The organism is Meridianimarinicoccus sp. MJW13, from assembly GCF_014901205.1.
In the GTDB taxonomy this organism is placed as follows: Bacteria; Pseudomonadota; Alphaproteobacteria; order Rhodobacterales; family Rhodobacteraceae; genus Meridianimarinicoccus.
In genome coordinates this window covers 527,469-542,250 of sequence record NZ_JACNMU010000002.1, presented here as the reverse complement: position 1 = coordinate 542,250, position 14,782 = coordinate 527,469, and the positions used below count along the sequence as shown (strand labels likewise).

Here is a 14,782-nt window from a genome sequence, read left to right as displayed (position 1 = left end):
TTCCGAAGCCTCTCAACCCCGTCCAGCCCCCCAACAGCGCGTCGCCGCCCCGTCGGTGAAGGGGTGTCTAGAGCCACTCAAACAGAGTCGCAACCCCTTTTTTGAAGAAAATGAAGGTTTCTGCGGAAAAACCGAGGCGACCCGGCGTCATCCCGACCCAGCGCGGCCCAGGCCAATGCCTGCAGGGTGAGACGACCTGTAAACACGCCGTATAGGGATGACCCCACAGATCGGGAACTGGTCGGACAGCACCGCCTGACTTTTGCGGTAGCCCGGATGGCCATGGCAGATCGACCGCTGGTTCAGGCACTCCACAACCCCGATGCCCTACCGGTTCAACCAGCCTTCGGCGATTGAGACCGCCGCACCGGTCTGGACGATGCATGCCCTTTGGCCTAGGCCAGTGGGGACAGCTGTAGGACACCCCATGAAAATCGCGACGTTCAATATCAATGGCATCAAGGCCCGCATCGGCGCCCTCACGGATTGGCTGCAGGAAGCACGACCCGACGTGGCCGTCCTGCAAGAGATCAAGTCGGTGGATGCCAATTTCCCAGCGCCCCATTTCGAGGATCTCGGCTATCAGGTCGAAACCCACGGCCAGAAGTCCTTCAACGGCGTGGCGATCCTGTCGAAGCTGCCGCTGGAAGACATCAGCCGCGGCCTTCCCGGGGATGATACCGACGAACAGGCCCGTTATATCGAAGCCACGGTGATGGGGGAGGTGCCGGTGCGCATCTGCGGTCTTTACTTGCCCAACGGCAATCCGGCGCCGGGGCCCAAGTTCGACTACAAGCTGGCGTGGATGCAACGGCTGGAGGCGCATCTCGCCACCCTCCTGCCCCGGGAAGAGCCGATGGTGATTTGCGGCGACTACAACATCATTCCGCAGGCCGAGGACGCGGCCCGGCCCGCGGCCTGGCGCGACGACGCGCTGTTCCGCCCCGAAAGCCGCGCCGCCTGGCGCCGGATCGTGAACCTCGGCCTGACCGACGCCTTCCGCGCCTGCCATCCGCATATGCCCCCGCATCCCGGACCGGAACACTACAGCTTCTGGGACTACCAGGCCGGGGCATGGAACCGGAATGACGGGATCCGTATTGATCACCTGCTGCTGTCGCCGCAAGCCGCAGATCTGCTGAACGACTGCCAGATCGACAGCGCCATCCGCGGCCGCGATAAACCCTCCGATCACGTGCCGGTCTGGATCGACCTCGCGGCCTGAGCACAATACGGCGGGCGCTCTGTTCTACCGCGCCGCACAATTCTTCTTGGCCAAAATACTCACCTTGCGCCGCGCAGCGGCGCCCGGCCCAACGGGAGGCGCCCCGCAAAGGGGCAACGACGGGCGGGAGCCCCCCGGCGACGGGGGCAACCGGGGACCTAGTCTTTGGTGACGTCGTGCCCGTGCAACCAGTCGAACCGGTTCAACGCGGCCTTGGGTGCCAGCTTGCCGCCCAGTTTCAGCGCGGCCAGCGCCCCGGACCGCAGCGGCGTCCCAAGGTGATAGGCGCGGGCGTTGCTGTCCGCCCCGGCCACGATCCGGCGGCAACGATCAATACGCCGGGTTTCATAAGCCGCCAGCCCGGTTTCAGGAGAAGCGGCGTTGGACAGCGCATCGGCCAGAACCCAGGCATCCTCGATGGCCATGCAGGCCCCCTGCGCCAGGAACGGCAGGGTGGCATGGGCGGCATCGCCCAGCAGGGCCAGCCGTCCCAGCGACCACACCTGCGCCACCGGCCGCTTGAACAGGCCCCAAAGATAGACCTCCTCGATATCGGCCAGCAGGGCCCGCGCCTCGGGGGCGAAATCGGCAAAGGCCGCTTGCAGGGTTTCGGGATAATCCTGCTGGGTCCAGCCCTCGCCGACCCAGTGATCGCGCTCCTGCACCGCCACCACGTTCATGGTCCGGCCATCGCGCAGAGGATAGGCCACCATGTGCCGTCCGGGCCCGAGAAAGACCTGCACTTCCGGGGCCACCGCTTCGGGTTGCGGCACCAGCACGCGCCAAGCGGTCTGGCCGGTGAACGCCGGCTCTTCCTCGCCGGCCACCACCGCGCGCGCCTTCGACCGCACGCCATCGGCGGCAATCACCAAGGGCCGGGTCAGGGTCTCGCCCGAGGCCAGATCCAACCGCACTCCGTCATCCACCGGCAACAGGGCGTCCACGCCCGCGTTCAGGCGAATATCCACACCGATGGCATTGCAGGCTTCGTGCAGCACATCGACCAGATCGGCCCGATGCACGAACAGCCAGGGGTGCGGCGCTTTCAGCCCGGCAAGATCCATCTCCACCACGGCCTTGCCGGTCAGCCCGTCCCGCAGGGTGACTTTCTGGCCGCGCACCGAGCGCGCGATCAGCGCTTCGGCCACCCCAAGGGCGTCCAGAACCGCCATGCCGTTGGGACTGACCTGAATACCCGCGCCCACCTCGGTGACTTCCGACGCCTGCTCCAGCACCTCGACCCTTGCGCCGCGCTTGGCCAGCGCCAGCGCCGCGGTCAGCCCGCCGATGCCAGCGCCGATGACGGTGATGTCCTGTCCGATCAGCATGAGACGCCCTCCCTTGGGAAACGAAAAACACCCGGGCGAGACCCGGGTGCCTTGACAAAAATCAGCTTGCGCCGAAATTCAATCGTCGCGATGCACTTTTTCGCGTCGCTCGTGACGTTCCTGCGCTTCCAGCGTCATGGTGGCGATGGGACGCGCATCCAGACGCTTCAGCGAAATCGGCTCTCCGGTCGCCTCACAGTATCCGTATTCGCCCTCGTCGATCCGGCGCAGCGCGGCGTCGATCTTCGACACCAGCTTGCGTTGACGGTCGCGCGTGCGCAACTCCAGTGCCCGGTCGGTCTCCTCAGACGCCCGGTCCGTCACATCCGGAAAGTTCCGTGAACTGTCCTGAAGGCCTTCGATCGTATCGCGGCTTTCCACCAGGATATCGTTCTTCCAGGCCGTCAGCTTGCGTCGGAAATATTCCAGCTGTCGATCGTTCATGAAGGGCTCGTCCTCGGCGGGACGATAGTCATCGGGCAAAAACACCTCGGCCTTCATCTCTGCTCCCCTTTTTCTCCCGTCAGGGACCTCGGGTCTCGCGGCCATACATGACCGAAATCCTTGGTAAACATGCGGGTCTGGTCCTACAGCGCCCGAATACAAGAACCCCAACAGCTTGTCACGCTGATTCCACGCTTCTTTAACGTCCGCTTGCAGCACCCGCGCGCTGTGCTAGGGTCGCGCCGACAATGTTTCTGGGCAGGACGAGTAGCATGAAGTTCACAGGCACCGACACCTATGTCGCCACCGACGACCTGACCGTCGCGGTCAACGCCGCCGTGACGCTGGAGCGCCCTTTGCTGGTCAAGGGCGAACCAGGCACCGGCAAGACCGAACTGGCCATGCAGGTGGCCGAGGCGCTGGACCTGCCGATGCTGGAATGGTCGATCAAATCCACCACCAAGGCGCAGCAGGGCCTGTACGAATATGACGCCGTCTCGCGCCTGCGCGACAGCCAGCTGGGCGACGAACGCGTGCACGACGTGGCGAACTACATCCGCAAGGGCAAGCTGTGGCAGGCCTTCGAGGCACCGGGCAAGGTCGTGCTGCTGATCGACGAGATCGACAAGGCGGATATCGAGTTTCCCAACGACCTGCTGCAGGAACTCGACAAGATGGAGTTCTTTGTCTACGAGACCGGCCAGACCGTGCGCGCCGCCCACCGGCCCATCGTCATCATCACCTCGAACAACGAAAAGGAACTGCCCGACGCCTTCCTGCGCCGCTGTTTCTTCCACTACATCCGCTTCCCCGATGCCGAGACCATGAAGCGCATCGTCGAGGTGCATCATCCCGGCATCAAGCCCGCGCTTCTGACCGCCGCGCTGGAGCAGTTCTATGAAATTCGCGACACCGGCGGGCTGAAGAAGAAGCCCTCCACCTCCGAGGTTCTGGACTGGCTCAAGCTGCTGTTGGCCGAAGATCTGGATCCCGCAGACCTGAAGGCCGATGCCGGGTCAGCCCTGCCCAAGCTTCATGGCGCGCTGCTGAAGAACGAACAGGACGTGCATCTGTTCGAACGTCTCGCCTTCATGGCGCGGAGCCAGCGCAGATGAGCCCGACCATCCGCCCGGTGCGGCCCGAGGATCGCACCCGGTGGCAAGACCTCTGGACCGGCTATCTGGACTACTATGAAACCTCCCTGCCCGCCGAACAGTTCGAGCTTCAGTTCGCACGGCTGACCGCGCCCGACCCGTCGATCCACGGGCTGGTGGCCGAACAGGATGGCGAACTGCTGGGGCTGGTGCATTTCCTGTTCCATGCTCACGGCTGGAAGGCCCGTGACGTCTGCTACCTGCAAGACCTCTATACCGTGCCCGCGCAGCGCGGCACCGGCATTGGCCGGGCGCTGATCAAAGCGGTCTATGTCGCCGCCGACGCCCGTGGCGCGCCGGATGTCTACTGGCTGACCCAGACCTTCAACACCCCCGCGCGGCAGCTTTACGACCGGATCGGCACCGCCACGCCTTTCATGGTCTACAGGCGGGCCTGACGATGATCCTGCGCGCGCGTCTGCTGGCCGCCCTTGCCGTGGCCCTGCTGCTGTCGGCCTGTGCCCAGCCGTTCGACACCCCACCGGCCCAGCCCAGTCCCGAGATGATCGCCGCAACCCGTGCCCTGCCGCCGATGAAAACCTTCGGCGCCGCGCGGCCCGAGCCGCCCCGGCGGTCGAACACCGAACTGGCGCGCGATTTCATCGACCTGACCATGAAGCTGGAAAACGGCGAGAGCCTGCCGGTCTTCACCCGCTTCTCCGAACCGGTCACCATTGCCCTGACCGGCGATGTTACCCCGATCTTCCGCACCGAACTGTCGCGGCTGGTTACCCGCATCCGCCGCGAGGCCGGCGTCGACCTGCGGCAGGTCAAGACCCCCAACACCGCCGCCATCGTGATCGAGGCCATCGCCCGCGCCGATCTGCAAAGCGAAGTCCCCGCAGCCGCCTGTTTCGTGCTGCCGCGCCACATCACCTGGGCCGAATTCAGCAGCCGCCGCCGCATCAGCGGGTTGAACTGGTCCGGGCTGACCGAACGCACCGCCGCCACGATCTTCATTCCCGCCGATGTCAGCCCGCAGGAAATCCGCGACTGCCTGCACGAGGAAACCGCCCAGGCGCTTGGCCCGGTCAACGATCTCTACCGGCTGGAAGACTCGATCTTCAACGACGACAACATGCATTCGGTGCTGACCGGCTTCGACATGCTGATCCTGAAGGCCACCTATGATCCGGCGGTGCGCAACGGCATGTCAGCGGGCCAACTGGCTGCCGTGCTGCCCGGCGTCCTCGACCGGATCAACCCCGCCGGGCGCCGCTATGCCACCCGTCCCTACGCACCATCGACCAAGCCCTGGCTGCGCGCCATCGACGGGGCGCTGACGCCCGACCGCTCCATGGGTGCGCGCCGCAACTCCGCCACCCGTGCGCTGGAACTGGCGCTTGACGCAGGCTGGGACGACACAAGGCTTGGCCTGTCCTTCCTGACCAGCGGACGGCTTGCCGCCGGTGGCAATGGCCCGCAGGCGCTGGAGGACTTCTTTCAGGCGGGCTATGTCTACCAGCAGCGCGACGCCACCGCGATCCATGGCGCCAATGTCGGCATCCAGATTTCGGCCTTCGCGCTGGCCACCGGCGAGATGGACACCGTCCTGCGGCTGGCCGACAAGCACATCCCGGCCGCCCGACAGGCCGAGAACGCGGCGTTGCTGGCCGACTTCCTGCTGGTGAAGGCGGCAGCGCTTGACGCGCTCGGCCGGACAGGCGAAGCCAGCGCCACGCGCCGCGACGGCTATGGTTGGGCGCGCTACGGGCTGCGCTCGGACGCCGACGTGTTGCGGCGGGCCGCTGAAATCGACGCATTGGTGCCGCGCGCACTGGAGGGAACATGATCATCTTGATTGCCGCATTCGCCGGCGCACTCTGGGGCAGCCACATCGCCCGCAAACGCAAGGGCAACCTTGCCGACATCCTTCAGTATGGCGCGGGCTATGGCATCGCCTTCGCGCTGCTGGGCCTGTTCGTCACAATCCTTCTGAACCGGATCGTCTAGCGGATGTTCCTGCGCTTCTTCGAAAACCTGCGCAGCGCCAAGATCCCCGTCAGCCTGCGCGAATACCTGTCGTTTCTCGACGGCATGGCCGCCGGGTTGGTGACCTATGACGTGGACGGGTTTTACTACCTCGCCCGCACCGCCATGGTGAAGGACGAACGCCACCTCGACCGCTTCGACCTGGCCTTTGCCGAAACCTTCAAGGGGCTGGAACACGTCGACCTGTCGGAACTGGTCAGCCAGGTCGATCTGCCCGAGGAATGGCTGAAGAAGCTGGCCGAAAAGACCCTCTCGCCCGAAGAAAAGGCCGAGATCGAGGCCCTGGGCGGCTTCGAAAAGCTGATGGAGACCCTCAAGGAGCGTCTCAAGGAGCAGCAAGGCCGCCACCAGGGCGGCAGCAAGTGGATCGGCACCGCCGGCACTTCGCCCTTCGGCGCCTACGGCTATAATCCCGAAGGGGTGCGCATCGGCCAGCACGAAAGCCGCCACCGCCGCGCCGTGAAGGTCTGGGACAAGCGCGAGTTCCGCAACCTTGACGACACCGTCGAACTGGGCACCCGCAACATCAAGGTGGCGCTGAAACGCCTGCGCCGCTGGGCCCGCGACGGCGCCCATGACGAGCTGGACCTCGACGGCACCATCCGCGCCACCGCCGAACACGGCTATCTTGATGTAAAAACTCGGCCCGAACGGCGCAACGCCGTCAAGGTGCTGCTGTTTCTCGACGTGGGCGGTTCGATGGACGATCACATCGGGCTGGTGGAAGAGCTGTTCTCGGCCGCCAAGGCCGAATTCAAGCATCTCGAACACTACTACTTTCACAACTGCCTGTACGAAGGTGTCTGGCGCGACAACTCCCGCCGCTGGACCGAGCAGACCCCGACCTGGGACGTGCTGCACACCTATGGGCCGGACTACAAATGCATCTTCGTGGGCGACGCCTCGATGAGCCCCTACGAGGTGATGTATCCCGGCGGCGCCAATGAACACTGGAACCAGGAAGCGGGCGAAACCTGGCTGCGCCGCGCCGCCACGCAATGGCCCGATCACCTGTGGATCAACCCGGTGCCGGAAAAGCACTGGGGCTATACCCAGTCCATCGGGCTGATCCGGCAGGTCTTCGAAAACCGCATGGTGCCGATGACGCTGGAAGGGCTGGACCGCGGGATGCGGGTGCTGGGCTAGGCGTTCCAACACAGGACAGACGTACAATCATGGCCGATTTCGGTAAAACCGCCGTCCCCAGCTATCGCCGTGACATCGACGGCTTGCGGGCGGTCTCGATCCTTCTGGTGCTGGTGTACCATCTGAGCACCGAGCTTTTTGGCCACAAGCTGGCCATGGGCGGCTTCGTTGGGGTCGATGTCTTCTTCGTCATCTCGGGATACCTGATCACCTCGATCCTTGTTCGAGAGCTTGCCACCACGGGCCGCATCAGTTTTCGGCGGTTCTACATCCGCCGCGCCCGGCGCCTGCTGCCGGCCCTGTTGACCATGATGCTGGTAGCCTACGGGGTCGCATGGGCCTATCTGTTGCCCGAGGATCTGTCGCAATTCTCGGCTTCGGCCCTGTGGTCGCTGCTGTTTGCATCCAATTTCTTCTGGTGGAACGGACTTCAGCAATACGGCGCGGATTCCGGCCTGCTGATGCCATTGCTGCACACCTGGTCGCTGGCCGTCGAGGAACAGTATTACCTGATCGCACCGATCACGCTGATCCTGGCCTTCAGGTTCATGCCCGGGCGGATCCTGGCGCTTTTCGTGGCCGTCACGGTTCTGGGCTTTGCCCTGGCCTGCGCGCTCACGGCCACCGACCAGATGCTGTCCTTCTACCTGCTGCCCTCCCGCATCTGGGAGTTGTCGTCCGGCGCGGCTCTGGCGCTGTACCTGGCGCGCGACAAGGCACCCGCGCCGTTCCTGTCGCGCTGGCCGCTGGCCGGCATCGGACTGGCCCTGATCCTTCTGTCGGGCCTGTTTTTGGCCTTCGGGCCCTATCACCCCGGCGTGGCCACCCTACCGGCCGTTCTTGGCAGCCTGAGCATCCTGGCGGGCACCGACCAGACGCGGGCACGCCGGTTTCTCTCTACGGCGCCCATGGTGCACATCGGGCTGCTCTCCTACTCGCTCTATATCTGGCACTATCCGGTGTTCGCCTTTGGCCGGATCATGAACACCCAACCCGGCTGGATCGACTTCTCGATCTGGCTGGTGCTGGTCTATGTCCTGTCCCTGGCCTCGTATCGGCTGGTGGAATCCCCGCTGCGCCATGGTCGGTCCCTGGCCTTGTCCGGAACAATCCTGGCCGCCGGTACGGCCTGCGTCATCGCGCTGTCCACCGTGTCCCTGGCCACCAAGGGCGCGCCGTTCCGGATGCAGGCGCTGATGGATGTGCTGGACAGCGTCCAGGTCAAGCGCAACAGCCAGGACGGCCGCTTCTGCCATCGCTCGCACACCGGGTCCCACTTCCCAAATCTGGATGTCGAGGAAAGCTGCGTCTTCGGCGACCCCAGCCAAACCTCGCCACTGGTGCTGGTGGGCGACAGCCACGCCGGCGCCCTCGCCCACAGCATGAAGGCGCTGGCCGACGACCTGTCGATGCCCTTCGTGCAGGTGACGTTCGCGGGGTGTTCCCACATCGATGGCGGATACTTCGGCCTTGATCCGAACGCCCGCTGCGCCGAGCGCGCCGCGCAGTTCCGGACCTATCTGGCCGAGATGCACGAGCCCATCGTCGTCTTCAGCGCACGCATTCCGGTGATGCTGGAGCTTGAACTGTTCGACAATGGCGAAGGCGACCGCGAGGTGCGCTATACACCGCCCGATACCGCGCGCCGGGCCGCCGAGGCGGGATGGCGGTCCGATCTGGTGGTTTCGACCCTGTCGGACTGGGCCAAGACCGCCCGCGGGCTGGTGCTGGTCTACCCGGTTCCCGAACAGGGGTTTCATGTCCACCGCAAGCTGACCGAATTGCGCCCGCTTCCCAGGTCCGCCGAAGACCTGCCGGACCTGTCGACCAGCCTGGACCGGTTTCACGAACGCACGGCCAGCAGCTATGCGGCGCTTGACCGGGTGACAGACCCGAATGTGGTGCGGGTCTATCCCGAACGCCTGTTCTGCTCGGACGACAGCGGACGCTGCTATGCCGCGAAGGGAGAGTTGATCTATTTCGCGTCCGACAACCATGTCTCGGATCTGGGTGCCAACATGCTGGCCGCACGGATCGGGCAGGTGCTGGACTCGCATGGGATGACGCCCCCATAGGCGTGCCCGGCCCCGGCAAAGCGCCGGAACCGGGAGAGACGTAGGGCGCCTAGCCCCGTTCGGACTTCAGCCCCTTGTAGATCGCCCAGCACATCAGCAGCAGGATGACCGTGAACGGCAACCCGGTCGAGATCACCATGGCCTGCAAGGCCGCCAGCCCGCCGCCGATCAGCAGCACGATGGCCACAGCCCCTTCGAAGATGCACCAGAACACCCGCTGGGGCACCGGCGCGTCGATCTTGCCGCCCGCCGTGATCGTGTCGATCACCAGCGATCCGCTGTCCGACGAGGTCACGAAGAAAACCACCACAAGGATGATGCCGATGAACGAGGTGATGCTGCTCAGCGGCAGTTCACCCAGCATCTTGAACAGCTTCAGCTCCAGCGGCGCCTCGCTGACGGCGGTGACGCCATCCTGCACGACCTGCTGGATCGCGGTGCCGCCGAAGACGCTCATCCACAGCACGCAGACCAGCGACGGGATCAGCAGCACGCAGATGATGAACTCGCGCACCGTGCGGCCCCGGCTGACGCGGGCAATGAACATCCCCACGAAGGGCGACCAGCTGACCCACCACGCCCAGTAGAAGGCGGTCCAGCCCTGGCTGAAGTTCACATCCTCGCGGCCCAGCGGCATCGCCAGCGCCGGCAGGTATTCCACATAGGCCAGCAGGCTGTCGGCAAATCCGGTCAGGATCGCCACCGTCGGCCCCACGATCAGTACGAAGAGCAGCAACAGGAAAGCCAGCCCCATGTTGATCTCGGACAGCACCTTCACGCCGCCGTCCAGCCCGCGCACCACCGAAATCAGCGCCACAGCGGTGATCGCGGTGATCAGGATGACCTCGGTGGTCGAACTGACAGGCACCCCGAACAACTCGTTCAGACCGGCATTGGCCTGCGTCGCGCCGAACCCCAGCGAGGTCGCCAGCCCGAACAGCGTGGCAAACACCGCCAAAGTGTCGATCACATGGCCCCACCAGCCCCAGACACGTTCACCCAGCAGCGGATAGAAGGCCGAGCGGATCGTCAGCGGCAGCCCCTTGTTATAGCTGAACAGCGCCAGCGCCAGCGCCACAACCGCGTAGATCGCCCAGGGATGCAGCCCCCAGTGATAGATGGTGGCAGCCATGCCCAGCCGGATTGACTCGGCCTCATCGCCCGCAGCCCCGCCCAGCGGTGCCCAGTCGGTGCGCACGCCGTTCTCAACCGTGGTACCGCCCAGCGAAGTGCCGAAATGGCTCATCGGTTCGCTGACACCATAGAACATCAGCCCGATGCCCATGCCGGCGGCGAACAGCATCGCGAACCAGCCGATATAGCTGTAGTCCGGTGTCGCATCCGAACCGCCCAACCGCACCTTTCCCAGCGGCGAGACAATCAGGAACAGGCAGAACAGCACAAAGATGTTGGCCGCGCCCATGAAGAACCAGTCGAAATTGGCGGTCAGCGCCGGGCGCAACCAGCCGAAGAAGCCCGCCGCCTGCTCGGGCAGGGCCAGGGCGTAGAAGACAAAGGCAATGATGCTCATCCCGGAAATCAGGAACACCGGGTTGTGGATATCCACCCCGAAAGGGCCGACCTGGGTTTCGAAATTGTCTTGCCCGATGGTGTAATCGGTGTCGATGATCTCCGCGTCGCCTTCCGGCGCCGGAATACTGGTCTCGGTCTCGTCGGTCATGAAGACCTCCCTGTCATTTCTTGTTGCCGGCCCGTGGTGATCACCGCACCACCAGCACGCTCACATGTGCGTGCCCCGCGATCTTGCCGCCATTGGTGGGCCAGATGTAATTCAGGATGCCGGGATCGTGGCTGGCCATCACCACCAGATCGGCACCGGTGTCCTTCACCGCGTGCAGCAACGCCCCGTCCAGATCAACGGCGGGATCATGGTCGATGATCGCATGGGATTCGGTGGCGATCCCCTGCCCGGCCTGCCCGGTGGCAAAGCCCGCCAGCTTGGCCTTGTATTCGGCCGGGGTATGGGCAACCTCGGTCGGCGTGGCGGCGCTGACACCGACGTAGATCACCGTGGCGCCGTAAAGCTTGGCCAGATCATGGGCGCAGGTCAGCGCCCGGGCCTGGCTGTCGAGATGCCTCAAGTCGATGGGCATCATGATGCGTTTGAACATGCCGTCTCCCTTCCTGTCCGCCCGGCGGGTTCGGCCGGGCACGTCTCATCCGTCCCCGGACTATAGCGGAGTTCTGGTGATTATCTCATGGATGATTGCTGACCCAACGTAAGACAGCCCGGCCCCGGCAATGTCCCCACAGCGCCGGGTCGGCCCGAAAATACGACATGGTGCAGTGGGTGCGCTTTTTGCTGGCATGCCCCGGCCCGGTCTGCTTTGCCGGGGTCATGACCCTGAAAGCCCTGCACCACGTCGCCCTCATCGCCTCCGATCTCGACGCCAGCCTTGCCTTTTACGGCGATCTTCTGGGGTTCGAGGTTGTGGATCGCAACTTCCGCGCCCCGCGCAACTCGTGGAAAGTGGATCTGCGCCATCCCTCGGGCATCGGGATCGAGCTTTTCACCTTTCCCGATGCGCCGCCGCGCCCCACCAGCCCCGAGGCACAGGGGTTGCGCCATCTCGCCTTCGCGGTCACCGACCTCGACGCGGCGATCGCGCCGCTGAAAGCCGCCGGCATCGCGGTCGAGCCGATCCGGACCGACCCCTACACCGGCGCCCGCTTCACCTTCTTTCCCGATCCCGACGGGTTGCCGCTGGAATTCTACGAAAGCTGAGCGGTGCGCCAGCCATACACCAGCCATACGTTTTCCATACGCGTTCCAGCCCCGTTTTTTTGCTTGCCGGAACCGCCCTGCGCCCCCATCTCTAGAACATGTTGAAACTGACCCCGATCCTGCTGGCGGTGTTCTACGGCCTGGCCATGTACATGGTCTCGGCCTTCCGCACCCGGCGCGAGCTCGACGCCAAGTCCACCGAACTGGTGGATCCAGGATTGTCGCGTGAATTCAACAAGCTGGCCGCCGCTCTCGACCTGCCGCGCATCAAGGTGAACCTCTACAACATCGACCCGGTGAACGGGCTTGCGGCCCCCGACGGACGGGTGTTCATCACCCGCGGGTTCTACAACAAGTACCGCGCGGGCGAGGTCACAGCCACCGAGATGACCAGCGTCATCGCCCACGAGCTGGGCCATGTCGCCCTGGGCCACGCCCGCAAGCGACTCATTGATTTTTCAGGACAAAATGCGCTGCGCAGCGCCCTTGCGGTGGTGCTGTCGCGGTTCCTGCCGGGCATCGGCGTCTGGATCGCCAACGGTCTGGCCACCCTGCTGGCCGCACATCTGTCGCGCAGCGATGAATTCGAAGCCGACGCCTATGCCTCTGCCCTGCTGGTCAAGGCCGGCATCGGCACCGCACCACAGAAATCCCTGTTCCGCAAACTCGACGGCCTGACCGGCGCTCATGGCGCCACCATGCCCGCCTGGCTGCTCAGCCATCCCAAGACCGACGCCCGCATCGCCGCCATCGAGGCGCTAGAATCCCGCTGGCAGCCCGAAGGCTAATCCCCGGTTTTTCTTGTCAGAAATACTCACTGCGCCGCGCAGCGGCGCCCGGCCCAACCAGACACGCCCCCAAGGGGCAAGGCGGGGCGGGAGCCGTCCCTCAGGCTGCGGGCCGTTGCGCGAAGGCATCGTCCAGCACCGTGCGCAGGATCTCTGCCGGAACATCATCTGTCACGAAGGCCGCGCCGATGCCCCGCGCCAGGATGAACCGCAACGTGCCATCCACGACCTTCTTGTCCTGCCCCATCAGCGAAATCAGCGCCTCGGGACCCGGCAATTCTCCCGGAATATCAGCAAGATCGCGCATCATGCCCATCTCTTGAAGATGCGCCCGCACGCGGCTGGGATCTTCCTGCGCACAAAGCCCCAGCCGCGATGACAGTTCAAACGCCAGCGCACAGCCGATGGCCACGCCTTCGCCGTGAAGCAACCGGTCGGAATAGCCCGTCGCCGCCTCCAGCGCGTGGCAAAAGGTGTGCCCGAGGTTCAGCAGCGCGCGCTCGCCCTGCTCGGTCTCGTCGGCCACCACGATCTCGGCCTTCATTTCCACCGAGCGGCGCACCGCCTTGATCCGCGCGGTCTCGTCCCCCGCCCGCAACGCCGGGCCATGTTCTTCCAGCCACTGGAAAAAATCGGCGTCGCCCAGCAACCCGTATTTCACCACCTCGCCATAACCGGCCAGGAAATCGCGATCCGGCAGGGTGGCCAGCACGCCGCTGTCGGCCAGCACCAGGCTGGGTTGATGGAAAGCGCCGATCAGGTTCTTGCCCTGCGGCGCGTTGATCCCGGTCTTGCCGCCGACCGAACTGTCGACCTGCGCCAGCAGGCTGGTGGGGATCTGCACGAAGCGGACGCCCCGGCGCAGCACTGCCGCTGCAAACCCAACCAGATCGCCGATCACGCCGCCGCCCAGGGCGATGACCACATCGCGCCGCTCGATCTTTTCCGCCAGCAGCCATTCGACGGTGCGGGTGAACTGCGGCCAGCCCTTGGTGCTTTCACCCGCCGGCAGCACCAGCGCGCTGCTGTCGATGCCTTGAGCCTTCAGCGCCGCTTCCAGCGCCGCCAGATGCCGCGCGGCCACGTTGTCGTCGGTAACGATGGCCACCCGTGGGCGTTTCAGCAGCGGCGCGATGTGACGCCCCGCATCCGCCAGCAGCCCCGGCCCGATCCTCACATCATAGGCCCGGTCGCCCAGCGGCACATGAACGGTTTCAACGGCAGGCATGGTTGGTCACTTTCAGGATGTCGGGATGTTCGGCCAGCGCCGCGATCACCGCGCTGGCCATGTCATCAATGGAATAATTGGAAAACGACGAGACATGAATCGCCGCCTGCGCGTAGATCGGGGTGCGTGCCTCGAACAGCGTCTTGAGCGTTTCATAGGGATTCTCGGTGCGCAGCAGGGGCCGCGTGTCGCGATACCGCACCCGCGCCCACAGCAGGTTCAACTCGGCATTCAGCCAGACCGACACGCCCGAGGCTTCGATCAACGCGCGGTTGCGCTCGGACAGGAAGGCACCACCGCCGGTGGACAGGATGCAGGGCGGCCCGGACAGCAGTCGCGCCAGCACCTGGGTCTCCTTCTCGCGGAAGAAAGCCTCGCCATAGGTCTGAAAAATCTCGGAAATCGTGGAATTCGCCGCCGCCTGGATCTCGTCGTCCTGATCAATGAACGGCACCCCCAGCTTGCGGGCCACGGCTGTCCCCACGGCGGTTTTCCCCGCGCCCATCATCCCCACCAGAACGACAGTTTTTTTCAGCTCTTGCGCCAAAAGGCCTGCCCTTTCCCTCATCTTATTTAATACATCTCTATGACGTGATCTTGCGGCAATTCCCATATAGAATGTGACGAAAGCGGTCACAACGCTGACAGAACAGAGG

15 protein-coding genes are annotated in these 14,782 nt (G+C 64.7%); 9 read left to right on the top strand and 6 right to left on the bottom strand.

Annotation, left to right across the window (positions count from 1 at the left end):
* Positions 1-427 precede the first annotated feature (427 nt).
* Complete coding sequence (gene xth / locus H8B03_RS05660; RefSeq protein WP_193140742.1) at positions 428-1,225, top strand: exodeoxyribonuclease III; 798 nt, start codon at positions 428-430, stop codon at positions 1,223-1,225.
* A 158-nt stretch (positions 1,226-1,383) separates the two neighbouring features.
* Here xth and H8B03_RS05655 read toward each other — a convergent pair whose 3' ends face one another.
* Positions 1,384-2,553: an FAD-dependent monooxygenase gene (locus tag H8B03_RS05655; RefSeq protein WP_193140741.1), complete on the bottom strand. Its 1,170-nt coding sequence runs from the start codon at positions 2,551-2,553 to the stop codon at positions 1,384-1,386.
* A gap of 78 nt (positions 2,554-2,631) precedes the next feature.
* On the bottom strand, positions 2,632-3,054 hold the full coding sequence (gene dksA, locus H8B03_RS05650) for an RNA polymerase-binding protein DksA (RefSeq protein ID WP_193140740.1): 423 nt from the start codon (positions 3,052-3,054) through the stop codon (positions 2,632-2,634).
* A gap of 215 nt (positions 3,055-3,269) precedes the next feature.
* Between dksA and H8B03_RS05645 the strand changes: the two genes are divergently transcribed.
* Genes H8B03_RS05645 through H8B03_RS05620 form a run of 6 tightly spaced genes read left to right on the top strand, consistent with a single transcriptional unit; the run spans position 3,270 to position 9,364 of the window.
* Positions 3,270-4,112, top strand: a complete 843-nt coding sequence (locus H8B03_RS05645; protein ID WP_193140739.1) for a MoxR family ATPase — start codon at positions 3,270-3,272, stop codon at positions 4,110-4,112.
* Complete coding sequence (locus tag H8B03_RS05640) at positions 4,109-4,549, top strand: GNAT family N-acetyltransferase (RefSeq protein ID WP_193140738.1); 441 nt, start codon at positions 4,109-4,111, stop codon at positions 4,547-4,549. Before H8B03_RS05645 ends, H8B03_RS05640 begins: the two co-directional genes overlap by 4 nt.
* A gap of 2 nt (positions 4,550-4,551) precedes the next feature.
* The gene (locus tag H8B03_RS05635) at positions 4,552-5,943 is read left to right on the top strand and encodes a DUF2927 domain-containing protein (RefSeq protein WP_193140737.1); all 1,392 of its coding nucleotides are present in this window, start codon (positions 4,552-4,554) and stop codon (positions 5,941-5,943) included.
* Positions 5,940-6,104, top strand: a complete 165-nt coding sequence (locus tag H8B03_RS05630; protein WP_193140736.1) for a hypothetical protein — start codon at positions 5,940-5,942, stop codon at positions 6,102-6,104. Before H8B03_RS05635 ends, H8B03_RS05630 begins: the two co-directional genes overlap by 4 nt.
* A gap of 3 nt (positions 6,105-6,107) precedes the next feature.
* A complete protein-coding gene (locus tag H8B03_RS05625) occupies positions 6,108-7,289 on the top strand; it encodes a VWA domain-containing protein (RefSeq protein ID WP_193140735.1) in 1,182 nt (393 codons plus the stop codon).
* Between the two features lie 29 nt (positions 7,290-7,318).
* Positions 7,319-9,364 (top strand): acyltransferase family protein, encoded by a 2,046-nt coding sequence (locus H8B03_RS05620; protein WP_193140734.1) that lies wholly within the window; start codon positions 7,319-7,321, stop codon positions 9,362-9,364.
* Between the two features lie 49 nt (positions 9,365-9,413).
* Here H8B03_RS05620 and H8B03_RS05615 read toward each other — a convergent pair whose 3' ends face one another.
* Positions 9,414-11,045, bottom strand: coding sequence for a BCCT family transporter (locus tag H8B03_RS05615; RefSeq protein ID WP_193140733.1), 1,632 nt, complete (start codon positions 11,043-11,045; stop codon positions 9,414-9,416).
* A 40-nt stretch (positions 11,046-11,085) separates the two neighbouring features.
* Positions 11,086-11,496: a universal stress protein gene (locus tag H8B03_RS05610; protein ID WP_193140732.1), complete on the bottom strand. Its 411-nt coding sequence runs from the start codon at positions 11,494-11,496 to the stop codon at positions 11,086-11,088.
* Between the two features lie 167 nt (positions 11,497-11,663).
* Between H8B03_RS05610 and H8B03_RS05605 the strand changes: the two genes are divergently transcribed.
* Positions 11,664-12,110, top strand: a complete 447-nt coding sequence (locus tag H8B03_RS05605; protein ID WP_226925702.1) for a VOC family protein — start codon at positions 11,664-11,666, stop codon at positions 12,108-12,110.
* Between the two features lie 98 nt (positions 12,111-12,208).
* Positions 12,209-12,898, top strand: coding sequence for a M48 family metallopeptidase (locus tag H8B03_RS05600; protein WP_193140731.1), 690 nt, complete (start codon positions 12,209-12,211; stop codon positions 12,896-12,898).
* A gap of 100 nt (positions 12,899-12,998) precedes the next feature.
* Here H8B03_RS05600 and aroB read toward each other — a convergent pair whose 3' ends face one another.
* Positions 12,999-14,126, bottom strand: a complete 1,128-nt coding sequence (gene aroB / locus H8B03_RS05595) for a 3-dehydroquinate synthase (protein ID WP_193140730.1) — start codon at positions 14,124-14,126, stop codon at positions 12,999-13,001.
* Positions 14,113-14,694: a shikimate kinase gene (locus H8B03_RS05590; RefSeq protein WP_193140729.1), complete on the bottom strand. Its 582-nt coding sequence runs from the start codon at positions 14,692-14,694 to the stop codon at positions 14,113-14,115. Before H8B03_RS05590 ends, aroB begins: the two co-directional genes overlap by 14 nt.
* Between the last annotated feature and the right edge of the window lie 88 nt (positions 14,695-14,782).